Consider the following 26,061-nt stretch of genomic DNA (forward strand, 5'->3'; position numbering starts at 1 on the left):
AATGTCCAAATAGGTGTAGAAGCAAGGATCTGGATTGGCTCAGGTAATAATGGTCTTACTTTCTTCCCATCTCGTTGTCGAGAAAACTTTGTACTTAAACGTGCTTTATCCCAACCTAGTATCTCAGCAAATTCTTTTAAACCAACGAGAAGGGGAATTACTCCCCCAGTTCATCGCTCCACACTTGATAAAAGCCGCCACCAACCGTTTCAAGTACATTATCATCCTCTTGTGGGGATATTCCATACCAATATGAGGTTGTTATTACTTCGCCATCTAAAGTTTCAATTGTGATTTTCTCTTGCGTGTAAGCTATACCTTCTTCAGCAACTTTTTTCGCTTCACTTAAATCACTTACCTCAATTTCTTCTGTTACACCAGTATGATAGTTTACGATGTATTTTTCCATTTATAACAACCCCTTCAAAAGTGATAACTTTGTTATCTTTATAATAACAGAAATAGATAACTTTGTTAACACTTTTAGGGCAATTCATTTAATTATTTCCTTCCTTTTAGGAAAGAGCAAATCCATAGCTTCTACCGTTAAAATCCATTCTCCACGTTGTTTCCCTTCAGGCTTGTAGTATTTAACTTTTCCACCCTCAATCAATGCATCTATTAATTTGTTATCTTTCCCTCGCTTCAATTTCATTCGCAGCGCTTCTTGTGTAATCCCCCAACGATCACAAGCCTCTCTTGGTGTCATAATTTCATTTAGCATAAATAACATCATAACGCCCCCTTTCGTTACTTATAAGCAACATATACTCAAATTATAAGTTACTTATAAGTAACTTTCAACCAAATACAGTTAAAATATGGTACGATTATTTAAAAATACACAAGACTAAGGAGAAACACATGGACAACCACTTAATGTCACTATCTTTTTCTATGGAAGCAAATAAAGGCGTATACGCTTTATTATTAGGTTCTGGTATATCACGTTCCGCTAACATTCCTACAGGCTGGGAAATAGTTAAAGAATTATGTAGAAGAATAATGGAAATAGAAAAGGCTAACCATAACGACCCAATAGAGTGGTATAAGGAGCAATACAAACAAGAACCTACATATGATAAAGTAATTGAAAGATTAGCTTACACTCCTGCTACTAGATTGGGATTATTAGCAGAATTCTTTGAACCTAAACAAGACGATGAAGAGAACATTAAAATACCAACAAGGGCACACAGATCAATTGCAAAGTTAGTTAAAGATGGGTATATCAAAGTAATAGTAACCACAAACTTTGATCGATTAATGGAACAAGCTTTAGAAGAAATGAATATTGATTTTCAAACTTTACATGATGTATCTAATATAGAAGGAATAAAGCCATTAGTTCATGCGAACTGCACTATTATAAAAGTTCATGGTGACTATAAAGACGTAAGATTTAAAAATGTTGGTCATGAGTTAGAAACTTATCATAAAGATCTATCAAATCTATTGCAGCGAGTATTTGACGAATACGGAATCATTACATCTGGTTGGTCTGCCGAATGGGATACTGCGTTAAGAAATACTATACAATCTGTAAAAGGTCGCCGGTATTCTTGGTATTGGCATGCTTTCACTGAAAAATTAGGTGATCCAGCAGAGGAACTAATAAAAATTAGAGATGGAATTAAAATAATAGATAGTAATGGAGCTGACAGCTTCTTCAGTACACTTGCTGAAAACGTAGAAAGTATTTCTAAACTAAAAAAAACTAATCATGAAAATATTCAAGTTAAGATAAACAAATTAAAGAAGTATATTACAAATAATTTAGAAATAGAGTTACGTGAAATGATTACAGAAGAAACGCAAAATCTAGTCCAATTTATAAAATCATTTACTCTTCCTGATAATCATACTACCGAAGATAAAAAAGAACATATTGAAATCATTAAAGAAAAAGCACGTACGCTAGCAGTATTGTTAACAATACTTACCTATTATTCAAAAAAAGAAACTCATGAATCAATTATTTGTGAAACTTTACAAAGGCTAACTACAGCAAAAAATATAACTGGATCAGATTTTTATCATTGTTGTTCTAAATTACCAGCGATAATCGGGCTATATAGTACCGGTATCGCTGCAACCATGAAGAAAAACTACAAACTATTAAATAAATTATTTACAGAGATTAGAATTAGGACACACATAAATCGTCCAGAAAATTTCTTGGAATTCACTGGATCATATGGCTCAATACACATAACTTTTAACGATTTATATGAAAAGGAAAACTATATTCATCCATTTGAAAAAATGTTTGTGCATCCTTACATGTCTGAAATCTATAATACAAGTAAACTTTCGTTTGATGAACAAGAACTGGACGAGTATTACGATACTTTCGAATTATTACTTTCTCTAAAACATCGATATTCAGGAATTAATTTATTTCCAATTGGGCTTTTCGCCAACAAATTTGATATATCACACATTCAGCAATTCTTAAAATTAGGTTCGGAAGAGAGTGAAAGTTGGCCAGTATTAGAGTTGTTTGATAACAGTATAGAAAACTTCAGAAATTCGCTAGAAAAATTAAATGAGTACAGAGTGAAAAGAAGTCATTTTGATATACAGGGATTATTAGCGTACTACCCCATCGCTATAAAATCATAAAACTTATGAATTAATAAAGAACCCTTTTTCAGAGGGTTCTTTATTTACCTAACAAAAATTTCATTATCAATGAATACTAGTAAGTAAATAAACATAAATAGTTATGCCGAAAGGCATACATATAAAAACAAAGTAATCAAAATCTCCAGAAGCTAACATAAAACAGAATATTCAGTTTTTTATTTTTCAACAACACCACTCCCTTTAAATTAAGGTAATATGGTAAAGTTATGGAAATATATACTAATAGAATGAGGGGATTAAATATGAATGTGCAAACTGTCTCCAAAGGGGAAATAACAAACTTACTGAACAATTGGTATCAATCCATCATTTCACAAAATGTACTAAAATCCACGAATTACAAGAAAGAAATTGATAGTAAGATTCATCAAATTGAAGAAGATCAAAATATCCTTATCTATTATTCATTACTAGACTTCAGATATAAGTTACTTACCCATGACGTTAAAAACTATAAAGATAGTTTAGAAAAGATAGATTGTTTACCTGATCAAGCAGATACCTTCCTAAGATACTATCATTCTTTTTTTAAAGCAATTTATTCAATTAACATGGGAGATTACACTTCTGCTAAAGAACAATACGAAGAAGCTGAAACATTATTAAAAGAAATCCCAGATGAACTTGAAATAGCTGAATTTAATTATATGTTTGGTTCTTTCCACTATCATATTTATCAGCCACTACCAGCAATCAAATATACTACAAAGGCAAAGGAATTATTTTCAAAGCATGCAGGGTATGAAATCAAAGTTGCTGCTTGTAATAACACACTAGGCCTTGCTTGTACTTCCCTCGGTCAGTATGAAAGTGCGGAAGAACACTTCCTTGCGGCTTTAAATACTTTCAATAAACACGACGAGGATAAACTATCAGCAAAGGTGAAACATAATTTAGGATTATTGTATGCAGATCAAAACCTTTCCGAACTAGCAATTAAATACCTAAATGGATCACTTGTAAATAACCAAAAAACATTGTTCTTATTAGCGCAGGAGTATTTCAAATTAAATGATACAAACGCTGTCAGATTGCATATTGAAAACGGATTAAAAATTTCAAATGAAGAGTATACTCATCATTTCAATATTCTAAAAGGATTAAATGACAATATAAGTACAGATGAATTAGAAGACATCATTTTGGCAGGGATTTCTTATTTTAAGAAAGAAGAGTTATGGAAATACGTAAAAGATTATTCAGCTGTTCTAGGCAATAAGTTTTACGAGTTAAAATCGTATGAAAAAGCGAGCAAGTATCTACACATGACAAATGAAGCTGATAAAAAGGCTTCAGAGAAAGGAGCTTTAAAATAATGAAAAAATCTCTATTAGTCTTTGCTATAGTCACGGGTTTTTTATCTTTCAGCTTCAGTAACACTACAAACTTACAATCTGTATCAAAAGAAAAAGTAGATTTTGTTCAATATGCACATGGTGAAACTATTTAACACAATAAAATACTAAAATGTTATGTCATTACCCCATTACAATGCGTAACACAAATAATTATTAACATAATAAAAAGAACCCAATATAGGTTCTTTTTATTTTTGCTTGTTACTCTTAAGCATAAACCTTATTAATAGCACTACAATTGCAATAATAGCAATTGTAATTATCGTACCCGTAAGATTGAAATTAGAAAACAAGCTTTTCACCTGCCTTCATTATTTGAATTTAATAAGTAGCAATTGTAAAAGTTCCGTATTGTCCATTTACAGTTGTTTTTGCATACTTACTAGTGTAAGCAACCGCATAGGCTGTATAACCTTCACTTAGATCTGAGTATAGATAATTAGTATTGTTAATAGAATCACTTAACGTATTACTATATACCTTTCCGATCCCACCTTTCCCAACAGCACCATATGCAGTAATTGTAGCAGAATTTGTAATTTTTTTGGCTTGTCCTGAATTTATTTTTGTTGAGAAATAAGCTCCAAATGAGTGATTAATAACACCAATATCATCCCATACATAACCATTCATAGTTGCTGAAATACCAGAACCGCCGCCACCCTTGTTAAAATATTCGGATTTTCTAGCGAGAGTTGCTGCTTCGGATTCACCAAATACCGTAGATTTTGCATAAGTTCTTACAAAGTCTGCATCTTCTTTTGAGAACTCCACATTATTAGGATACTTTAGGTTGATTTCTTCGAATCTCTCAATAATTTGGTCTTTCGTAAGAGTTGGTTGTTTTACCTCTACTACTTTTGTGTTGCTAGTTACTTCCGCATTTGCATTAGGTGATAGTACACCAAATGAAACAACTCCTAAAGTTAGAGCAAGTGAAGAAACTCCCAATCTTTTTAATACATTTCTCATAATCTTTCCCATCCCCTTTAACAATATTTGGTACACTTCCATTTTAACTAATATTTAACATAAATGTAACATCATTCTAACAAGTGGAATATTTAAATGAATTGGATAATATTGTAATAGTCTGTTTTATACCATTTAATTTTTTCACCTATTATCAAAACCATCCCAAAAGGTACACCTTTTAGGAATACGAAAAACTATTGAAGAATACACTTCAAAAGGTAAGAAAAATAATTTTGGTGCACTTCAAAATCCGAATGTACCTTTTGGTGTATTTTTGGTATAATTCAAGTTAACTAGATTGAATAATATTAAGATTCTTACTTTGAAAGAGGTTGTTATTTTGTGAGTACAAAAAAATTAGGCTATGTTCGTGTTTCTAGTAAAGATCAGAATGAAGAACGCCAAATTGTAAATATGAGAAAAAACGGAATTGACGAGCGAGATATTTTTATCGATAAAAAAACCGGCAGTAATATGGATAGAGAAAATTATCAAGCAATGAAAAGATATGCCCGATCAGGTGATACAATCGTTTTTGACTCTTTAACAAGATTAGGAAGAACTATGAATGACATTTTAGAGGAATTTAAGTATTACGAAGAACAAAAAATAAATTTAGAATTCTTGAAAGAACCATTTATAAATGTAACTTATAACGGTAATGCCACAAATGATGTCATACAAAGCGCTATCCAAAAGGCAACCGCAACCATTCTCTCAGCATTTGCTGAAAAAGAACGCCAGGACATAAGGCAACGTCAAGCTGAAGGAATTGCTTTAGCTAAGTCACAAGGAAAGCACTTAGGCAGACCTCGTACACCCATCACTCAGGAATTTATCGATGCTTATAATGAATGGAAAGAAGGAAGAATCACAGCTACAGCTGCTATGAGAAGGAGTGATATAACAAGTAGTTCTACATTCTACAGAGTAGTAAAAAGATACGAGAGAGAAATAACAGATTATAAAAAAATATAAATAGTTATTTTCGAAAATAAGGATACACACTATATGAAAATGATATCAATAATATTGTACCTAGTAGCTATCAGACACTAAATAAGAAAGGAATGAAAATCATGAAATATTCACTTAAAAAAACATTGAGTTTTTTCACAATACCAATCGCAATGGCTATTCCTTTTACATTATTTATCCTTTGCACCCTAATTTCATTTAATATTGAGCCGACAAAGTTTTTAGGTGACTTTTACTTCAATCTACAGGAATCCATAATTATATCCGTATGGAACTTGATAAAGGCTTCAACAATAAAACTTTTAATTCCTAGCTATCTATATTTCCTTGTAACGTGGACACTTATTTATGTTATCTGGAAGTGGATTAAAAAATCTCTATTAAACATAATAAAAAATAATCAAATTTAATTAATAAACAGTGTGGAACGGTTTAAATTCACACTGTTTTTCTGTTATAAATGAAAAGTTGAAAGGGCTGATATTCATGCAAATGATCCAGGATACAATACAAGGATTCTCCTCATATTTATTAAGTAAGGGAAGAAAACCTTCAACAATTAAACGATATATGTATGATGTAGAAAGTTTTATTCAATGGCTGCATCTATCAAAAAGGTTTAACGCGAATGACATTTGGGAATTATTACACAAAAAAGATTTCGAAGCATTTTTTACTTATTTAAAAGATGATCGTAAGTACTCTAACAAAACTATACACCGCATATATATTGTGTTAAACAGATTGTACGAATACTTAGATTTACCAAGCCCCATTGAAGGAGTTATTCAAATAGAACCACCTGATCGGGCATTACGTAAGGAAGATTTCGTTTCTTTCCTGGAAGAAAAACGCTTAAAAGAAGTCATTTCTTCTCTAGAAGGCCTTACAGAAAAACAACAAACAACACGCCCAATGATCTTAGGGCGAAACGTTTCTATTGTTACATTACTCCTGGACTATGGATTATCTTTAAAAGAACTTGTTTCTTTACAAATGCTACATGTTCATTTCGAAAATAACACTTTATCGATTCCTGAAGACTCAAAAGTAAATAGAATCATTCATTTGAAGGAAGAAGACAAATTACACTTATACAATTACTATAAAACTATCCCTGAACCTGTACGTCCTAAATATCACAGCAACGATCCACTATTTGTTGCTTTTGATTTTACCCGTGGGACATATCATTGGAGCTACGATGATGACGCGCCAAAATTTCTAACTGAAATCTCAATACAAAAAATGATTCGTTTGGAGGTGAAAAGAGCCAATCTCAGAAAAGGGATTGCTGCGCAGCATTTCCGAAATACTTATATTTTAAAGCAGATCCAGGAGAAAAATAGCCCTGAGAAAATTATGCAACGGGCAGGTTTTAAATCTAATTTATCATTAAAAAGATATTATGATTACTATAGACGAACAGAGTCAATTTCAGACTCACACTCTTCCTTTAATATATAATTTTTACACATCTACAGAAACCAAATAAATATAATAAAAACAGAGGTTAAATAATGACAAAAAACGAAGAAGCAAATTATATCCATCAATACACTTTACGGGATAGGTCTACTAAATCTATCAAGATTGAATCCTGGCGCTCACTAAAAGAGGAGATGCGAGAACTGGATATAAAACATAGTGACATCTTCCAAATTCAAATGATTAAAATAGACCCAAATAAAAAGTAACATAGCGCTATACAAAACTAAATATTCCAAAGGAGATCATCAATGATGAACCCATTAAAAGATAAACAAATAACATATTGGCTAGTGAATTTAGGTAATATGTATTACGCTGGTGGCTTATTAAGAAAAAATGAAGATGATTGCAATTTCAGTTATGAATTTGTTAACGATAAAACATATGCCTTCCCTTTCTTAGAGAAACATGGCGCTATGAGGATAGCTGAAAAATGTGGTGGAATTGCTGTAGATCACACTGCTACCGGTGAGGAATTAACTATTTTAGAAGATAAAAACGAAAGATATATAAACAGCGAATCCACAGCTCGTTTAGAGCAAGAATTAAATGCCAGGGAAGAAATAAAAAAAGCTGAAGATATACAGAAGTTGGAATATGAACTCGAACAATTAAATCATCCTAAAAATTAACTTCTATAACATATAAAAAATAAGAATATAGCGCTATGTTTTCATTTTAACGAAAAGAATTGTGTTATAATATTTACAGAACATATGAATAGGATAACCACTACCTGCTTTTGGCAAGTAGCAATTTTATTCACTAAAAAGATCACCTGTTTCCAAGACAAGTGATCTTTATATATATATATTTACTATACTATTTTTGAGATCTTTTAGATATTTTAATCCCCTTATGACTTCTACTTACTACACAGGATTTAATGTTGTTACTTTTTAAGTAATTAACAACTTCATCAACATCTCTTCCTGTTATTTCTTTGCTATATTCATCAAACTTATTTAATCTATTTTTTATTACAAAAAAACCAAAAGAAATTGATGTCACTATACCTGCAATACCTATAGCCATAGACATTTGATTTATACCTTCAATCACCATATTTAAGCCTCCATTTGTATTTCTTATATACTTCTAACGTTCTACAATTCTTTTAATTTTAACAGGCTTAAATGTATTATGATCATCTATTTGTTCCATTTCCAATGAAACTTCAAATCTTTTTCCATTTGCAAAAACAAAACAATTGACCTTATTACTCGTCCAACTATTGAGCATTAATTTCGCTTCCTCTTTTTTTAGTTCTACATCAAAGTTTTTCTTATCTATTTTCAACTCTTTCGCTATCAACTCTTCAGCAATTAATATATTTTTACTATTTTGTTTTTCTTCGTGTTCTCTAGCTGGTAAATAAAACGCATATATAACAATAAGAACCGCTAATCCTACAAAACAAAATATGTAAAACAAATCAATTTTTTTATTTGAATTTTCATTTCTCGTTGTACTAAAATAATAACTCAATTTTGTTTTCTCCTTTACACAATCCTCTGTATTACAAATAATAGCATATATACATTCGTTTATAAGAAAATATTAATTTATTATCTACTTTCCGGATTTCCCCTCCCCTGAAATTTACCTACAGTTGTTTTCAACTTATTTCAGACCTCTTATTTAATCAATATCTTTTACAAAATAAAATCCTTGTCTTGAAAGTTCTTGAATGCATATTAATTGTCTGATAAACCTATTGTTTAAGTCCTCTATAGTATCACTTTTATAATTACTTAAATCGTCAGGACCCCACAATCTCCACTTTTCTTCATTAGATGAATCAGTAAATTCAGGATTGATCTCCTCTTTTAAAATCTTAATCACTTTCTCACAAACTTTAATTATTTTAATTGGAGAAACTAATTCTAATACCCCTGAATTTGGTGGATCAAATTCACAATACATTGGTATATCAATGTTAAAACTTGAAAAAACCCCGGTTAAATTACCACTTGTTAGATACGTAAGAAGTAATTTATCTCCACCTAAATACCTTATCATGTAATCAAAATCGTTCTCCTCGTGTTTTACTATTTCATATTGTCTAAAGTATTGCCAAGCTACTCCCATAAACTAGTTTCCCTCCTCCAACATGGCGATGTATTTTGAAAACGTAAAGTGAAATTACAAACGAATATCAAACTTCTTCTTCGATTTCTTTTAATTGTTCATAGCATTTAATTTCATCAGGATTATCTATAATTTCTTTCTCAAAAACTTTGTAATTAGCAAGTGGTTTTAGGGTGCCCGATTCAAGGTAAAAGAAGTTTTTTGTAGTCTCTTCACGCAATTCTTTAGCAACGTAATCTGATCTGACCTCTATAAATCTTAATACTAAAATTTCTGGAGATTCCTTTTTAATTTCAACCCCTTGTTTATTTAAAAATGCTGCAATAGAACCAATCTCCCTTTTTATAAGTTCTGCGCTTTCATCGTAATCATTTAAAGAATTCAACATATTACGGCGGTGTCGTAATCCCCTTTCTAATTGTTCAATAGCCTTTTGAGTTGTTATAATTTCTTTCAATTCACTCATTCCTTTCTCATACAAAATGTTATTTGATTAAACCCTATTATCTAATTCAGTAGGATTCAAAAACCAGCGCAAAAAAATATAACTATAGAAATGCTATAACTTCTCCTGGTTCACTAGTATATTCTCTTAATTCTTCTAAACTTGTTATTTCTTTTAATTTAATGTCTACCTCATCGCTATTCGTATTGTAAAATTCTGCAACCGTTAATTCTGCTAAATATTCATTGTCTTCATAGACAATCCCTCTAGAATTATTTAATGAATAAACATAAACACCCACTTACGACACTCCTTTTATATAAATTTCAAACAGTGAAATATTTACCATCAATTTATACATATCCAACTATTTTTAGTATTCTTATATTTTCTCACTTTTCCTCCTTATCTTCTATTTTAAGCAAGAGGACAAATATTATTGCTGCAATACTAGAAGTAACCCCACAAACTGTCTTTATCGTTTCATATGTAGCTAATAAAGATAAACCAGCTAACCCACTACTTGTAACAAGTACTCCTAAAAATAAGGCTTGCATTCCCTCTATTTTTTTTGAAACTGATCTAGTCTTGATTCTCCTCATGCTATAATATTACCTCCTTTTCTAACAACTTAGCATTCTCCATCACAAAAAAACACAGGCCTTTCACACTTATTACAGATATAACTAAATTTTGATGTTCTAACAATTTTATTTTTAAAGGTTTGATCAAAATCGTAGCCAACAGATTCATAATCCCACTCCTGGTAGTATTCTTCTAGTCTTATAATGTGACTGGCCACTTTTGTTAAAACAACATTAATGAAGGATGCTATAGGTGTTTTGTTTAATTCATTTCCGTCTGGATAATCACTTAAGCAAGTAATAAAACTCCACTCTAATCCCTGTAGATCTGTAAAGTAACTTCTATCTGTTGACCAATGACCAGGATCTGTCTCAAGATGTAATTCTCCATACATACTTGGGCTTAAGTCAGGATTAGTAAAAATAGTAATAGCATTCTTACAAAAAGGTACGGCCGTACTCCCTTTAACTTTGTAATGCTCTTTTAGGAAAGGATACTTAATAATTGCTTCTTTCCAATGTCCATTATTTATTAAATTAACCAGTTCTATAAACTCTTCTTTAATAACTACCTTTCCACGTAGAGCCGTATACTTAGTTGACATACCCTCAACTCCTTCTACAAAATGTTTATTGTGATCGAGGTTGCTCCTGTAAGGATTGCGCTTCCATATACCGCAATAGCTACTTCATCAGTTTTCTTCCAAAACAAATAAATCCCCGTAAAAGTACAAAATGATATGAAACTAACTAAACATAGAACTGCAAATAGTCCTTGAATCCACATTAATATTTCTTCACCCTTCTTTAAGAAAATTACTTTTCTCGATTTAATAGACCCTATAATTATTATTTCTTTGTTGTTTCAAACCAAAAAACGCTGTAGAAATCTACTTTAAACTGCTCTTTACAACCTACACAATTCATTTGAAATTCTCCTCCTAGATCACCAACCTCTAAATAATCATGATAATCAGAATGGATATGTTTACAATATGGACATTCTATATATTCTGCTTTGTGCATTTCCCTATTCCTCTTTTCTTTATATTTTTTATACATTCTTCAGTTCGTGCATTTGATATTAATATTCCTTCAAACCTACGCTGTTTTAGGCTATATAAAACAGTAATTGCTTTATATAGTTCCTCCTTAAGAAAAGTAGTATCACGTAAACGAAGCTTTTCAGGAATATTATGAATTACACTACTAATATCTTGTACCCAAAAACACAATTCACTTCTAATGGATTTATTAAAAGTTGAATTCAAATCTATTGACCTTATAGCAAGTATGGAATCTTCTAATATACAATAACCTAATTCAAACAACTCCTCTTCTGTATGTAGATCTAGCAACTTTCTTAATTCAGGGAAATCTTTTACTAGTTCATAGAAATTATCATTGTTAATCCTTTTAAAAAACTTCAATACAAACCCTCCATTATATTTTCTCCTCGAACCTTAATATCCAATAACATCCATAACTAAATTCTAAACCATAACCAGGTTCACGTAAAGTATATTTTTATACTTTTATANNTATAAAAGTATAAAAATATAAAAGTATAAAAGTAAAAAACTAGCAATATACACTATATTACTAGTTCGTTTCTATTAAAAGAAGCATATCTTTGCATAAAATGCAGGGTTATGCTTCCGCAGGGTTACCATTAACTCACTTATACCCTCTTATCTTTAAATCCTATTTTTTAGGCTAAAAAGATAAGCTCCATATTGAATACTTAAGAATATAATTTTATTACATTGTTGTTTTGAAAGGAGTGTTTACTTGTATACTAATAATGTTTTTTCTTGTTGTACTTATAGGAGACAATTTCCACCTTACTTTTATAGAAGGTGTTTTAATTTAAAAGATTGTCCTCCGATATGGCAAGGATATGAACTAGTTGGAGGCTATAATGTAAATGATTGTAACATATGCCCTGATTATTCTGGACCTTTGCCACCACATGACATGTATTATCCAGAGTATAATTTCTTCCCATATGTATATCCAAATTATTATCATTGTAGTTACGACTCACCATACTATCCTGCTAAGAAGTGCTGCGAATATATACACAGAGAATATGGTACTCTAAGGAATGTATGTGTAAATTTTGGAACAGCCTGTCCTACTCTACCAGGCTATGACAAACTCCGCGAACCTAATGTACCTAATTGTGATGTATGTCAATAAAAAATAGTAAGGAATGAAAATCCTTACTATTTTTTATTTGTTAAATTTATAGGGATTATGTTGGTATATAAGTATAAAAAGGGGGTTATTTTATAGAAACTTCCTGCAATGTTATGTTTCCAAAACAAACTTTCTGCAAATTTATGGATTGTTTTTAGTGAAATTTTAAATTCTTAGGAATTAAAATCCGCAATTATATGCAAAGTTATGGGTTATTGGTATGCAACTTTATGAGTTAAGTCACAGTTTCTCACTTTTATTTACAGATTACTAAAATATTTTTCATGGATATAATTTATAAACTCTTGAATAGGGTAAAATTCTAATCTTTCATCTTCGATATTTCCATTTGCACATCCTTATTAACAAATGAAGCATAGCGCTATATTAATTTGCTAACAAACTTGTTACTAAATACACAAACAAATTATAAGAAATATGCGCTAACATTGGTACTTTCAAATCTTTTGTCTTTTCATAACCCCATGCATATATGCAACCATTTACAAAGTAAGGGAAGAAAAACCAGTCAAAATGCACTGCTGCAAAGATACCGTTGGCAATAATAATCGCTGTTGTCCGATTGATCCGCTCCAACAATTTCTCTAATCCAAGTGGCAAAATCTTTCTAAATAAAAATTCTTCTATCACAGGAGCAACTAATACAGGTATCAATACATATAAGAAATTAATTTCTATCTTTTGATTTACATTCACCACATTTCCAGTCCCAATTGATAGACTCGCCTTTATGTATGAAAAAAGCAAACTGGACAAAATTGCTAGTCCAGTTGTTATTAACACCCACTTACCTTTTTGCAAAGTAGCTTTTATATTCAATTTCCCTCTCCCCTTACCTACTATGGTTCCTGGTTATTTTTTGTCTTTTTATAAAAAATTCTTTACTAACAAACCACATAATCATCACATTTTTGAATAAATAACAAACTTTTTTGTTTCTTATTACAAGATACTTTCATCTTAAAATTAAGATTTCATATGACTTTACTATCGTATTAAAAAACTTTTTAACCTTTAGCATCAGTAAAAGTAAAAAGACTGCAACAATCGTTGCAGTCTTTTTACTTAAAGTGAATTTAAAATCGCTTCTACTAATGTAGACGTCCCAATAATTAAAGAAATAATCTTTTCAAAATCACATGAAAAATCCATTTCCAAATTATCATCACTTTTTTTTAGTCTAAATTTAAGCATTTTATCACCTACCTTATTAGGCAAGTGATAAAATCACATGCAGTTTGTTTGAACATTTAATACTACCTTCCTGTCCAATCTATACACTCTACATGTTGTTCTTGATTTCTATATTATCCTATCAAATCAATTCATATCGGTCAATAAATACATTGGTAAACTCTATTAAGCTTCTATAAGATTCTACTATATAGTCAAAATCTATTTTATTCCGTAAAGATCTATTTTACCTTTTTACATTTTGCTGCAAATTCAAGGTCCAGTCTCCCAGATGCTGTAAGATTCAAGAAACCATCGAACTCTTTCCCTGATTTCCCTTTCATCTTTTTAATTAATCCCGTTTTCTTTCCTTCTAATAATTTCCTTACATTTGGTTCTGAAATTTTCTTAGTTAAATACTCTCCTGGAATTGAGAATTTACATCCATCTTTATAACCGCTGCACCCATAGAAAGTTTTACGATTTACAACGTCCTTCCCACATCTCGGACATTTACCAATCGTATCCTTTGATTTCATTTCTTGAATTTTATTATCTATTTTCAGCCCAGCAATGGACTTTGTAGCCCCTTCAATTAGATCCTTTGCAAACTTACTAGTTTGACTAACAAACACATCCTTAGAGCCTTGTTTTTTACCAATTTTACGTAAATACCCTTCCCACTTCGCTGTCATTTCAGGTTTTGCTAACAACGTACCCTGGACAGATTGGCAAAGTATTTCTCCTTTCGGTGTAACATTTACCTTATTACGTTTTACTTCTATATAACATTGATTTTTTAGTGTTTCTATAATACCGGCACGAGTTGCTTCCGTACCCAGCCCTTCTACTTCTTTAAGAATATCTTTACTTTCTTCATCTTCCACTGAAGAACCACACGTTTTCATCATAGTAATCAATTGACCCTCTGTATATGGTTTTGGTGGAGTAGTTACACCTTCTTTTGATTTTACTAAACCCTGAACAAATTCACCTTGTTTAACTACAGGTAAGATGGATACTTTCTCTTGATCGTCCTCTTCCTCAATTTTATCCGTCACATACAACTCTTTCCATCCTAATGATTTTTCCGCCTTTCCTTTTGTGGTGAACAACAGGCCGTTCAAATCACTTGTTATAACTGTCTCTTCATACATATAAGGCGCATGAAATATGCTTAAAACACTTTTTAAAACTTCTATATATAAATTTCTCTGTTTATCAGTCAATTTTGCAATTGTTTCTTTTGAAGGAATATTTTTGGTTAATACAATTGCATAGTGTTCCTGGACTTTCTTATTATCAACATAGCGCTTATTTGCAGTTAATGAATGCGGTTGGAAATTCACACCTAAAATTGATTGATAACCGTTCAAATTATTCTTTAAATACTCAAATTCAGCCTCTGTAATGTAATTACAGTCTGTACGGGGATATGTTACTAATTTCGCTTCGTACAATTCTTGAATTCCCTTTAAAACGTCAGCTGGTGAATACTTATATTTTTTGTTGGCCAAAGCTTGTATAGAAGAAAGAGAGAATAGTTTTGGTGCTTCTTTTTGTTTTGGTTTTACTTCTACAGATGTAATCATGCCTTGTTGACTACTTTTTTCAGAAAGACTATGTTGCTGCAGCAAGCAATTTAATTCTCCTTTAGTGGCAAATCTCTCTTTATAACGTCCCAGGTATACACCGTTTGGAGAAGTAAATTGTGCTTCTAATTCAAAGAAAGGCATTGGCTTAAAGTTTTGGATTTCTTGTTGTCGCTTATTAATCAAACACAAAACCGGCGTTTGTACACGCCCCACGCTGAATGACCCTTGAACGCCCCTTTGACGTAACAATAAAGTATATAACCTGCTAGCGTTCATTCCTATAATCCAGTCGCTAATTTGACGCGCCTGAGCTTCATGGTACAAATCTTCTTTTTCTGCTCCTGGCTTTAAATTTTGAAAACCTTTTTGGATTTCATCTACTTCTAGGCTGTTGATCCATAGGCGCTTAATCTTTTTGTTTATGCACCCCGCTTGTTGAATAATTAACCTTGCAATCAATTCTCCTTCTCTGTCGATATCTGTCGAAATGTGTATTATTTCCGCTTCTTTCATTAGCTTTTTCACAATATTAAACTGTTTTCTTCTATTTTCTTTTACCTTATAAACATATTTTTCAGGTAAAATAGGAAGTTTTGTTATATCCCAATCCTCCCATTCTTTCTTATAATCTCCTGGTGCATTTAACTCTACTAAATGACCAATTGCCCAAGTTATATTACCTCCAGTTGGTAATAAAGAACATGGCGGAACATAGAAATATCCATCTTTCTTTTGAACATTCGGAAAGGCTTCAGAATAGGCTTTTGCTTGCGGTGGTTTCTCTGCTAGGATTAGTACTGACATATTTTTACTTCCTCTCATCATTTAAATTTTATATAAAAAAAGGAGCAGCATTGATTATGCTACTCCTAGAAATATTGTGTATATTTACACAGCAAACCTAAAAAGCAACATATCGCTATGTCGCTCTTTTAAAGCACCTTATTTCATTCGAATTTTTCTATTATTACATCCACAACTTCCATGTTAAAGGAATAAGAATTAAATGTAAGCTAAATATCATTAAAGAATATCTATCATTCCATTTTAGATCCGTAGTTTTTCTAAAAATAAAATTCAAAAGCCAAGAACCAAAGATTGTAACAAAGACTTCAAAACCAATAATAATCCATTCCAATACATGATGATCTTCATTGGGGCTTGCCCCAGCCATAATAAGAACAACTAAAATCGGAAATGAAGGTATATAAACTAGCAAATACGAAAAAAAATAAAAGATATATTTAACAAGTAACTGCCGATCCATAATATCATTCCTTTTAAACTTTTATATCAATGCTGCAAACTACTTAACTTCACAAGTAAAATGAGTACAACTTTGTGCAGGAAAGTTATCAATATTATCAAACTGATCGATATTTTTTTTCATGATATCCATAAATTCTTGCTCTGAAATATAAATAGGATCTGCATACCCTTTATCTATATCCTTTGTATACCCTACAATTTCCCATTGCAATGTATATCTACACTCCTTAGCAAAATTTATTTTAGGCTCGAAATTCAATATATTTTCTCTATCAAATGAACAACCAATTATATTTGTTAGACAACTCGGTTTACCATTTTTCAATTTAATTGTTATATCTTTTGGTTGTTCCGAATCAAAAAACTTTTCATGGCCATTTGTATCAATTATTTTAAATAACACCTGAATACTCATAGATATAATGGAGTCATTTTTATAAGAAAATATTTTATTTGCTAAAAACAAAAAATCATGTCCTAATCTATATTTTTTGTTTAACCCCACATTATTTTCCTCAATATGAACTGTCATTCCTAATTCGCTCCCTTAATATTCTCATTTCCGTTTAACAAAAAGGACAACATAGCGCTATGTTGTCCTTTTTATCTGTCACGCCCCATTTGGCGCATATATGCTAACCTTCTTTGTCTCTCCTGATCCTTCTGCACATTCTCTACTTTGGGATCATCTCTATCTTTCCCTTTCTCGTTTTCTACTTTATGTTCTTTTGTTATCCCTAATTCTTCATGGTAATTTTGAAGAGTACTAAATTTAAATAATGCATCCCTAGATATACGACCAGACTTTTCAGCCTTTTTATATCCTTCCAGGTACTTATCCAATTTTTGTTGTATCTGATCTATATTTTCACTGATTTTCTTCTTTTGTGTCTCAGGTATTTTAATTGTTTTTTCATCCAGGATCTTCAAATAGGATTCTTCTTTAATAATTAAAGTCTTAGTTAAATCTAAACACGCTTCAGGTCTTGTGCTAGAAGGAATTGGAAATGTCCCTCTTGCAGCTACCCGACCATTATTGGGTGTTTTTGAACGGAAGGGAATACATGCATTTTTATCATCCATCTTCACAATAACCCCAATATATAATCTTCTTTCTTCTTTATTGATAAGAAATTCTTTCAGATCTTCATGATCTGTAAAATACGCATCTTTTATTTGGACATAATCCCCTGTTTTCATTATTGTCGCCCCTTATACGCAAAAAAGACACTTACTAATTAGTAAGTGTCTTCGCAAACATCATTATCGGTTTTTTTATTTGGCCGAGCGTACTCCGAAAAACTGCTCCTATCAAGTATCGGTTTTTTATTTAGCCGAGCGTACTCCGAAAAACTGCTCCTATCTTTCTTACTTAGATTATACATAATACATAAAAACAATTCAACATTTTAAGCTTGTTTTTTATAAAAATATAAAATTATAATTTTATATTTTTATAAAAATTTTTCGCTTCGTTATTTCATCTCTCCCTTCCCATTTGTTGCATATAAGCAGCCCTTCTTCCTTGTTCTTCCTGTTTAGCAATACGTTTACATTCATCATTCCAATCCCATTTTTTCTCTCCCTCCGGAGCTTTAGGATATTCAGGCTTTATTACTACAACGCTGCCATCATTTTTCTCATAACGTAAATGTATTAATCTGTCCACAAAGGCTCTACCTGCATTATCATTGTCTACACATAATGATACACTATCAGGTTCATCACCAAGTCGCTCACGAGATTTCATATAGTAATTAAATACTACTTGTGGTTTTAGACCCTCCATACTAATTAAATGTGTATCATTTAAATTATGCTTATGTAATGTGGCATAGCTCAAAAGATCTATATCTGATTCATAAAATTTCAAATTTCGAGGTTCACCATTTAAGACATTAAAGCCATAGTTAGCTGTAGAATTTTTTTGGATGCTTTTCCAAGCTCCACGTTTGTACTTATCTGACTTGATGACTCCTTGCTCTGATCCACCCATCACTGCTCCAGTTTCACGGTCTTTCCATAAAAACAATACATTATTGTACTTATCTTGCTTAATCAAACCTTTATTATGCAATGCATCTACTATTTGAGGATCAATTTTCCTATCATTAACCAGGTACTCTTTTGCTCGGTCAAAATTAGATACTTCTTTTTTAGAAAATTGTTCATAGTCATAAGGTTCACTTACGTATTTAACCTCTGAAGCCTTTTCATAATCTTTTTCCCCTTCGAGTAAACGCTGCATGGCTCCTGGGAAGGATGCTCCTTCAACTTCCTGAACAAAATTAATAACATTACCATTAACGCCTCTACTGTTCCAGTAGAATTGATTTTTCTTTCTATCAATGATTAGACTGTCATGATGTACAAGACGATAATAACGCTCGCTGTCGCTCTTTACAGGAATATCATTTTGCTTACAATAATCAACAATATCAAGTGCTACGGCTTTTTCAATATCTTCTTTTGTATATTTCTTTGTATTTTTCGTTTGATTTTCCAAAGCGATTCCTCCAATAAAAAAAGACCTTGTATCATTTACAAGGTCTTTTCAAAATTTTTTCTTTTTTTCCGCTCTTAAACGTTTGTTAAATTATTTCTAGTAATTGTTGTCTTCAACTAAATATCACCCCCTTTCCTCAGTTCTAATGAATAAATTTCACTACTCATTCAAATAATGATTTAAAAGTCCCTAAGATTTCTGAATTCCCAGGTTGGAAGCTTGCTATTCCATATGAATAAAGCTCATATACAATAACAATTGTGCTAATCATTAAAATTAACTTCTCAGCAATACCGTTATAGCTGTAATAAAATACATTAAAACCGCTTTGAAAATTTTTATTTGATAATGGCAGCAACCACTTAATTCCTTTTTTAGAGAAACTATCTTCCACCAAATGTAGAAAATAACCAGCAAATATGCACATACCATTCGTAAATGATAAAGGTGTCATTCCTACTGCAAATAAAATAGGAATCAACACTAGCACTAATCCAAATAGCGAATGTGTGATTCCTCTATGACCAAATACCGTATTCATAAGATCTGATACTCCACGTGTTCTTCGACCGATCCATGAATGTTGTTCATCTATATCAGGCAATAAAGCCCCAAAACTAACCGCTATAACATTTCCAACCGTTAGGTTGCCTGTTGAAGCTAAAACAGGCAGAGCGACTGCTAGGCTCGTTGTAAGGTGAGTTTTATACTTCATTTATACTTACACCTCTTTCATTCGTTAATAGTCTCGACCATTTATTTGTCGTATAATTTGTTGTCTTCTTGTCCGTTCTCTATCCTGGGATACATGCGAATGCTCTTCATGATGAACTGTATCTTTTCCAAGATATCGTTTCCCGGAACTAGTATTAACTTTCGATTCTTTTACCTGCATAGCGCCATGACCTTTCTTCACCGCTCCAACCGTTTTAGCTGATTCCATTTGATAAACCTCTTCTTTTTCTTCATCTTCATAATCATTCGAAATCCGGTCTAATGGATTGAAATAAATTTCTCCATCTTGATAATTTTTCTCCTCAATATATTGAATCGGAGCAATTCGTTTTTCTTCAACATTTTCATAGCCAATCGTTGTAAAATACACATTGCCGTTTTCAATATCTTGCGGATCTACCTTTTCGGGTACAATATAACCATGCCCTTCTTTATAAAACACTTCTTCATCTTGTTGTAGCGGTTTACCTGTCGTTTCACAATAGACTACTTCATTTTCATCTACAGGATAAAGCCCGTTATATTCAACATCACCTTGCATTGTTTCTTTATGCGCTTCACTAATAGATCGATTTATTTGATTTACCGCTTCAAATACAGATTGATTAAAATCAAACTCAATATCACTATCTGATACGTATTCAGAAATACACTCTACTTTCATATTCTGCTGCTTATCACTTGAAATTTTCACAATTGGTGTCTCATAAAATTCTTTTTTTATAAGATCTGCCTGATAATATGGTTCAAGATACTTGTCAATGTCATCTATATTTTTCTGTTCTTTTTCTGTCCCATATCTATTAACAACAGCATATAATTCACCAAGATTTAAACGCATATTAGGATGAATTTCTTCTATGACTCGATTATCTTCAGATAATTGAATTTCATACCCCTCCCAATGTCTTTCAAGATCAATTCCTACTTTTTCATAAATCTCCTGGTTTGTTTTTTGCTGTATGCCTGTTACTACTTCAAAGTTATCCATTATTTTCTCTTCTCCTTATCGATTAGTGATACAAAATAAAAACACACCCTTTCAAACTTCAGGTGTGCTTTTACTGATTTATAGTTGTTGTAATCGAACCGTGTTCATCATATCCCTTAATAGCATCAAAAATAGTACCAGAATCAATAATTTTATCTAAATTAGAATACAGTCTTATAAATTCTGTATTACTTTCTTTTCCTGTTTTTATATCAGTGCGTTTACAATATAGGTATAGACCATCATACCCCTTCTCTTTTATTATTTCAGTTGTGATTATAAACATTTCATAGCATTCTCCTGTAATTGGTACTCCAATTACAGTTTCACTTTGAGTAATATACCATTGATGATCATAAAATTCGTATGCATTTTTAGGATAAATAGGTGTTGCATGAAAAATCAAATGTGCATCATTTTTATTATTATGAAGTCTAATAGCAGTTTTTTTCATTTTTGTTTTCACCCTTTTTAAATATTTTCATCTCTCCATCTGCTGCATGTAGACCATACGTGTCATTCTTCTAGCTTCTTGCTTATTAGTAGCAGCTGTATCTTCATCTTGTTCTGTTTCTTTAGAAGAAATCTCATCCTGTTGGCCAGTTTTTATTTCTTGATGACTAGCTTTATTTTCAACCTCTTCATTCATTACTTCTTTGTGAGCGTCAATAATAGAATGATTTATACTTTCAATCGCTTCAGATATTGAGTGATTAAAATCAAAATTACATTTACCCTCATTCACAAATTCAGAAATGCACTCAACTTTCATATTTTCTTGTTGATCTACAGTTACTTTTGCAACAAGCGTTTTTAAAAATTCTTTTTCTTCCAAGTCGTCTTCATAATGTGGTTTAATTTCATTTTTAATCACTTCTAATTTCCCATGCTCTTCTTCAGTACCAAATTTATCAACTATTGTATTTAATTCACCTAAACTCAAAATCATATTTGGCTGAATATCTTCTATAAATTTACCGTCTTCAGAAAGATGAATCTTGTAACCTTCCCACCGTTTTTGTGTATTAATTGCCGCTAATTGAGAGACATCACTCCAATGATCAGCAAAATTCAATCCAACATTATTAGAAACAGAACGCTCGGCTTTCTCCTGGATACGTTCGAGGATTTTCTGTTTATCCTCTACTGTATTTACTGAAGGGTTCTCATCCAACATATCTTCAGTATTAGATAGACTTTTTGCAGACTCCTTTGGTAAATTCATTTCTAGCTTTTTATTATTGATTTCTTTTCCCACTTCATTTTGTAATTCTGAAATTTTTTGATCTATTGTATTAATAAATGTTCTTGCTGTCTCATGAACACGTTTAATAGATGAATCCTTCTCTTCAAAGTCTTGATCACCTTGAACCCATTTACTAATATAAGGAGCTGTACTATCGACAATATCAATACCGTAATGATTACAAATAACATGTGAAGTTAGTTTTGTTTCAAATTCTACTGTTAAATTAACCTTATTATCCTTCCCTTTTTCACTTTGTAATTTTTCATTAACTAAGTCTTGAATAACTTTAGGTATTTTATCTATTTGAAGAATATCTGTATTTTCTACAAGTAATCCACTTTCAATTTTTTCTTTTTTAGCCGCTTCCTTAATACCAGCTATCAACATATCTTTATTCTCTTCTGATACCTCAAAGTTTAGTTGACGGTTCGGAAATATTCTTTTCAAATCATCCATATTAGCGGTTGTTTGCGAAATATCTAAAGCAGTTTTTTTCAAGTAGTATGTTATATCTTTCTTTACTTTCAAGTCCCCCACCTTAACTTGTCTCTTCTGTTCTGAAGTTAAGTCTGTAACAAGGACTTCTTGTTTCGTTTTTGGATCTCTTACATATTCTTTTATACGTGGATGAAAGATCCCCATTTCTTTTTCTCCATCTTTTAAAGAAAAACCAGCTTTTTTAAAAGTTTTTAAATTGGCACACACATATGCATTAGGGAATTGCGATTTTATTACTTGCATGTTTCTAGCTGAATAATTACTAAATCTGGCCATAAACTCAGCTAATTCCAACACACCTTCTTCTGATGAGTAATATTGCTTTATATCTTCAAGAACCCTTGCCATAAAGTTCTTTGTTTCTTCTTCAGCACCAAAACCATTTATATTATCCTCATAAAACATCCTCAATCACTCCTCTCTTCCTGAATACCGATTTATCTTTCCATTTGCTGCATATATACCATACGTGCCATCCTTCTTGCTTCTTGCTTATTGGTAGCACCTGTATCTTCATCTTGTTCTGCTTCTTTAGAAGAAAAATGGTCAACCTTATCCTGTTGAATCTCACTAATTTCAGTAGTATTTACTGTTCTTAGTTTTTCAGGATTAGATTGACCTTTTGTTTGTTCATATTCATTTATTTCTTGCTGCAACGCTTGTTTAACTTCATCCGATAAATCTCTTTTTTCACTTAAAATTTGCTCATATGGAGACTTGTATCCACCGTCACCTAAATCTAATCGATCCATCGTAATAACTTCCAGTCGATTAAAATATTTATCCATTTCTTTAGGAAGAATTAAGTGATAACGAGTTTTTTCAAAGGGAATGTGTTCACCTTTCTCCTCTACCTTTTTAGATTCGGTATCTATTTCTGCAATTCGTTTACTCATCATTGCATTTGCTTTTCCAAAAGGAATTGCTTTATTTGTTTCTAAATCGGCTTCAGACCACTGGATCACGACCATAGGTTTCTTAATTGCATTATGATCTAGCGCAATAAAGTTCTGTTGATTCTCTTTATTAAATTCTTCAATAAATTCTTTATCATTTAATTCTCGGGCATTTTCTACATCATTATAAGCTTTTCCCCTTTCCGCCCTTCCACGTAAAGCATCTACAGTTACTATTTCCTCTTCAGTACCCTTTAAAGCGCCATAGCGCACTAAATATACATCCTTAACCTCACCATTACTTTGCTCCATATTCTTTTCCATCTCCTTTTTTCTACACTACCTTTCTAATATTACAGCGCTAATTTGAAATATATCTTTTCGTAAGTTTGTTTCCCTTTTTTCCAAGATAAATTCCAATCCTCTAATGATCCCGAATAAACTTCTTTAAATTTTATAATTGGATTCTCCATAAATCCTTCAATTGCAATTCCAAAACCTATATTATAAGTTGATTCATCCTCATGTTTTTTCCACAATTCAAATTCTGTAATTTTGTATTTCTTAGCAAAATCAATAACTGTTTCTAGTATCCAATCCTCATTTACTTCTTCAGTTATTGCTTTTTCAAAATCAACTTCGAAACAATCACCATAATCATCTTCTCTTGTTAGAAAATGCATTTCACCTTTTTGTATGAATTCTTCTATTAAACTTCTATTCTCTTCATTCCGACTAAATCTCACGCTTGAAACAATTGAGTAATAAATTTTGTTACTCATAAAAATACCCCTTTCTCAACCTAAATCTTTAATAATTTATTCGGCCCATGATAGATTCCAATCTTCTAATGATCCTAAATAAACTTCTCTTAATTTTATAGTAGGATTCTCCAAAGATCCCTCTAAATAAATCCCAAAACCAATTTCATAAGTACCACCTTCACCATATTTCTTCCACATTTCAAATTCTGTAATTTTATATTTCTTCGCAAACTCTATTACCTTTTCAAATAACCATTCTTCATCAATTTCTTTACTAATATTATGTTTATATGTAACATCAAAACAAGCTCCATAATCACCTCCATGATCCTTAAAGTTAGCATCCCCTTTTTTCATAAACTCTTCTATAATTGTTATATTTTCATCTTCCCAATTCAACCCTGCACTTGAAAGAATATTATAGTGAACCTCAGTTACTTTGTTTTGTTTAATTGCTTCTTTTCTCTTTCTTGTTTCCCAACGATCCATATTTTTATCCGCAGCAAAATAAGAGTGTTTTTCCATAGGAAAATGTGTTAAATCTGCTTTATCATAAAATAAGAACTCATCTTCATAAACATCAACTTTTGATAGGTCTGTCTTTATTTCAAACTGTTTTAACTTTGTATTTCTACTTAAACATTGATCATTGGAGAAAAGTTTCCCTTTATGTTCTCCAAACTGGAAACTCAGATCAATTTTATGTGTAATCTTTTTACGCTTTCCAACAAACCAATTTAACTTAACCTCTATATGGTTATTAATTAACTCTTTTTTATTTTTAACCCAATAGAATCCATGCGAAATAATTCCATTATCCTTTTCAACCCCTGCAACAACATAACGTTTATTAGGATATGGTCTATTAAGAACTAATGTATTTTGAATTTCAAGACCCTCTATTTCCAATCTGACAGGTGCATGAAACCATGTCTCCGGTAAAAATAATTTAGGAGCAAAATGAAATATAAATTCATCATCCTTTAAATTCTCACTCTTAATTCCTGATAAATACTCATGAAACTCCACTATTTCATTTTCATGTTCACTGTTATACGGATTGTTTATATATGTTTTTTCTATCTCTGAAATAGGATGATCACCCCTCCAATACAAATATTCTATTTGTTTAGGATCGAGTTCTAACTCCCCATATTTTTCAAACAATTCGTTTACTTGTTTATTGAATTTCATAAAATCGCCTGAATAATTATCAGTGTAAAATGCTCTAAGGAAATCTGTCCCTTCCTTAGTACGCTTCAATTCTTTTATTTCTTTTTCATTTTCTCTGGTCCAAGATATTAAATTCCGATTAATACCTTCTTGTACAAGCTCCCCAAAAGAGATTCCTCTTTTAGAATATACATTCAACCCTTTTTCCTTAATTTCAATATTAGTTAAACCTTTTCTTAGTTTACGAAAACAACCTAATACTCTTTCCATAACAACCTCTTCTGTATTTATACCGCGTTCCATAATTTCGCTTAATAAGTACCCTAATGTTTTAGCTTGAATTTTTGTATTCATCTCTAATCCTCCTAAAATTTCATATAAATAAAAAATAGATGTTTAAAGAACATCTATTTTTTAA

The 26,061-nt window shown here is 31.4% G+C and carries 30 protein-coding genes and 1 pseudogene; 5 read left to right on the top strand and 26 right to left on the bottom strand.

Annotated elements, in window-relative coordinates:
• Positions 1 to 157: 157 nt before the first annotated feature.
• The gene (locus tag CN409_RS21155; protein WP_086401563.1) at positions 158 to 409 is read right to left on the bottom strand and encodes a hypothetical protein; all 252 of its coding nucleotides are present in this window, start codon (positions 407 to 409) and stop codon (positions 158 to 160) included.
• An 84-nt stretch (positions 410 to 493) separates the two neighbouring features.
• On the bottom strand, positions 494 to 733 hold the full coding sequence (locus tag CN409_RS21160; protein WP_000898271.1) for a helix-turn-helix domain-containing protein: 240 nt from the start codon (positions 731 to 733) through the stop codon (positions 494 to 496).
• Positions 734 to 864: 131 nt separating this feature from the next.
• On the opposite strand from CN409_RS21160, the gene CN409_RS21165 reads away from it, so the two are divergent.
• Together CN409_RS21165 and CN409_RS21170 are read left to right on the top strand one after the other, a co-directional pair.
• A complete protein-coding gene (locus CN409_RS21165) occupies positions 865 to 2,625 on the top strand; it encodes an SIR2 family protein (protein ID WP_098217877.1) in 1,761 nt (586 codons plus the stop codon).
• 266 nt (positions 2,626 to 2,891) lie between these two features.
• Entirely contained in the window at positions 2,892 to 3,965 is a 1,074-nt protein-coding gene (locus CN409_RS21170) for a Rap family tetratricopeptide repeat protein (protein WP_098217878.1), read from the top strand.
• Between the two features lie 363 nt (positions 3,966 to 4,328).
• On the opposite strand, the gene CN409_RS21175 is transcribed toward CN409_RS21170, so the two are convergent.
• Positions 4,329 to 4,979, bottom strand: a complete 651-nt coding sequence (locus CN409_RS21175) for a hypothetical protein (RefSeq protein WP_098217880.1) — start codon at positions 4,977 to 4,979, stop codon at positions 4,329 to 4,331.
• A gap of 345 nt (positions 4,980 to 5,324) precedes the next feature.
• Here CN409_RS21175 and CN409_RS21180 point away from each other — a divergent pair, with 345 nt between their 5' ends.
• The 3 genes from CN409_RS21180 to CN409_RS21195 all read left to right on the top strand — a co-directional run bounded on the left by CN409_RS21180 (position 5,325) and on the right by CN409_RS21195 (position 8,083).
• Complete coding sequence (locus CN409_RS21180) at positions 5,325 to 5,960, top strand: recombinase family protein (protein WP_098217881.1); 636 nt, start codon at positions 5,325 to 5,327, stop codon at positions 5,958 to 5,960.
• A gap of 486 nt (positions 5,961 to 6,446) precedes the next feature.
• Positions 6,447 to 7,427, top strand: a complete 981-nt coding sequence (locus CN409_RS21190) for a tyrosine-type recombinase/integrase (protein WP_098217885.1) — start codon at positions 6,447 to 6,449, stop codon at positions 7,425 to 7,427.
• A gap of 275 nt (positions 7,428 to 7,702) precedes the next feature.
• A complete protein-coding gene (locus CN409_RS21195) occupies positions 7,703 to 8,083 on the top strand; it encodes a hypothetical protein (RefSeq protein ID WP_098217933.1) in 381 nt (126 codons plus the stop codon).
• Positions 8,084 to 8,273: 190 nt separating this feature from the next.
• On the opposite strand, the gene CN409_RS21200 is transcribed toward CN409_RS21195, so the two are convergent.
• The 23 genes and pseudogenes from CN409_RS21200 to CN409_RS21305 form a co-directional block, all read right to left on the bottom strand.
• The gene (locus CN409_RS21200) at positions 8,274 to 8,516 is read right to left on the bottom strand and encodes a hypothetical protein (protein ID WP_098217886.1); all 243 of its coding nucleotides are present in this window, start codon (positions 8,514 to 8,516) and stop codon (positions 8,274 to 8,276) included.
• Positions 8,517 to 8,549: 33 nt separating this feature from the next.
• Complete coding sequence (locus CN409_RS21205) at positions 8,550 to 8,939, bottom strand: hypothetical protein (RefSeq protein WP_098217888.1); 390 nt, start codon at positions 8,937 to 8,939, stop codon at positions 8,550 to 8,552.
• A 153-nt stretch (positions 8,940 to 9,092) separates the two neighbouring features.
• A complete protein-coding gene (locus CN409_RS21210; protein WP_098217889.1) occupies positions 9,093 to 9,542 on the bottom strand; it encodes a vacuolar protein-sorting protein 36 in 450 nt (149 codons plus the stop codon).
• A gap of 67 nt (positions 9,543 to 9,609) precedes the next feature.
• Complete coding sequence (locus tag CN409_RS21215) at positions 9,610 to 10,008, bottom strand: hypothetical protein (protein ID WP_098217891.1); 399 nt, start codon at positions 10,006 to 10,008, stop codon at positions 9,610 to 9,612.
• Positions 10,009 to 10,090: 82 nt separating this feature from the next.
• Positions 10,091 to 10,288 (bottom strand): hypothetical protein, encoded by a 198-nt coding sequence (locus tag CN409_RS21220; RefSeq protein ID WP_098217893.1) that lies wholly within the window; start codon positions 10,286 to 10,288, stop codon positions 10,091 to 10,093.
• Between the two features lie 91 nt (positions 10,289 to 10,379).
• Entirely contained in the window at positions 10,380 to 10,589 is a 210-nt protein-coding gene (locus CN409_RS21225; RefSeq protein ID WP_098217894.1) for a hypothetical protein, read from the bottom strand.
• 29 nt (positions 10,590 to 10,618) lie between these two features.
• Positions 10,619 to 11,176 carry a hypothetical protein gene (locus CN409_RS21230; protein ID WP_098217896.1) on the bottom strand — a complete coding sequence of 186 codons (558 nt, stop codon included), beginning with the start codon at positions 11,174 to 11,176 and terminating at the stop codon, positions 10,619 to 10,621.
• Positions 11,177 to 11,420: 244 nt separating this feature from the next.
• Positions 11,421 to 11,597, bottom strand: coding sequence for a hypothetical protein (locus tag CN409_RS31965; protein WP_170955801.1), 177 nt, complete (start codon positions 11,595 to 11,597; stop codon positions 11,421 to 11,423).
• The gene (locus CN409_RS21235) at positions 11,576 to 12,001 is read right to left on the bottom strand and encodes a hypothetical protein (protein WP_098217897.1); all 426 of its coding nucleotides are present in this window, start codon (positions 11,999 to 12,001) and stop codon (positions 11,576 to 11,578) included. Before CN409_RS21235 ends, CN409_RS31965 begins: the two co-directional genes overlap by 22 nt.
• Before the next feature lie 1,159 nt (positions 12,002 to 13,160).
• A complete protein-coding gene (locus tag CN409_RS21245; protein WP_141527725.1) occupies positions 13,161 to 13,613 on the bottom strand; it encodes a CPBP family intramembrane glutamic endopeptidase in 453 nt (150 codons plus the stop codon).
• A gap of 246 nt (positions 13,614 to 13,859) precedes the next feature.
• Positions 13,860 to 13,988: a hypothetical protein gene (locus CN409_RS32575; RefSeq protein WP_257153256.1), complete on the bottom strand. Its 129-nt coding sequence runs from the start codon at positions 13,986 to 13,988 to the stop codon at positions 13,860 to 13,862.
• A gap of 221 nt (positions 13,989 to 14,209) precedes the next feature.
• Positions 14,210 to 16,366, bottom strand: a complete 2,157-nt coding sequence (locus tag CN409_RS21250) for a type IA DNA topoisomerase (protein ID WP_141527726.1) — start codon at positions 16,364 to 16,366, stop codon at positions 14,210 to 14,212.
• Between the two features lie 163 nt (positions 16,367 to 16,529).
• Entirely contained in the window at positions 16,530 to 16,829 is a 300-nt protein-coding gene (locus tag CN409_RS21255; RefSeq protein ID WP_016083875.1) for a hypothetical protein, read from the bottom strand.
• Between the two features lie 39 nt (positions 16,830 to 16,868).
• Entirely contained in the window at positions 16,869 to 17,363 is a 495-nt protein-coding gene (locus tag CN409_RS21260) for a hypothetical protein (RefSeq protein WP_098217903.1), read from the bottom strand.
• Between the two features lie 71 nt (positions 17,364 to 17,434).
• A complete protein-coding gene (locus tag CN409_RS21265) occupies positions 17,435 to 18,031 on the bottom strand; it encodes a hypothetical protein (RefSeq protein WP_141527727.1) in 597 nt (198 codons plus the stop codon).
• 280 nt (positions 18,032 to 18,311) lie between these two features.
• Positions 18,312 to 19,337, bottom strand: a complete 1,026-nt coding sequence (locus CN409_RS21270; protein WP_098217907.1) for a DUF3991 domain-containing protein — start codon at positions 19,335 to 19,337, stop codon at positions 18,312 to 18,314.
• A 163-nt stretch (positions 19,338 to 19,500) separates the two neighbouring features.
• Entirely contained in the window at positions 19,501 to 20,052 is a 552-nt protein-coding gene (locus CN409_RS21275) for a metal-dependent hydrolase (protein WP_098217908.1), read from the bottom strand.
• Positions 20,053 to 20,076: 24 nt separating this feature from the next.
• Complete coding sequence (locus tag CN409_RS21280) at positions 20,077 to 21,063, bottom strand: hypothetical protein (RefSeq protein WP_098217910.1); 987 nt, start codon at positions 21,061 to 21,063, stop codon at positions 20,077 to 20,079.
• A gap of 70 nt (positions 21,064 to 21,133) precedes the next feature.
• Complete coding sequence (locus CN409_RS21285) at positions 21,134 to 21,517, bottom strand: hypothetical protein (protein ID WP_098217912.1); 384 nt, start codon at positions 21,515 to 21,517, stop codon at positions 21,134 to 21,136.
• 27 nt (positions 21,518 to 21,544) lie between these two features.
• A complete protein-coding gene (locus tag CN409_RS21290; RefSeq protein ID WP_098217913.1) occupies positions 21,545 to 23,215 on the bottom strand; it encodes an ArdC-like ssDNA-binding domain-containing protein in 1,671 nt (556 codons plus the stop codon).
• Positions 23,216 to 23,247: 32 nt separating this feature from the next.
• Positions 23,248 to 24,039 (bottom strand): annotated as a pseudogene (locus tag CN409_RS21295) (LPD25 domain-containing protein); the annotation flags it as partial.
• Positions 24,040 to 24,059: 20 nt separating this feature from the next.
• A complete protein-coding gene (locus tag CN409_RS21300) occupies positions 24,060 to 24,488 on the bottom strand; it encodes a DUF5514 family protein (protein ID WP_098217917.1) in 429 nt (142 codons plus the stop codon).
• Between the two features lie 36 nt (positions 24,489 to 24,524).
• Positions 24,525 to 25,997, bottom strand: a complete 1,473-nt coding sequence (locus CN409_RS21305) for a DUF5514 family protein (protein WP_098217919.1) — start codon at positions 25,995 to 25,997, stop codon at positions 24,525 to 24,527.
• Between the last annotated feature and the right edge of the window lie 64 nt (positions 25,998 to 26,061).

This window comes from Bacillus sp. AFS012607, from assembly GCF_002558005.1.
GTDB lineage: Bacteria > Bacillota > Bacilli > Bacillales > Bacillaceae_G > Bacillus_A > Bacillus_A thuringiensis_S.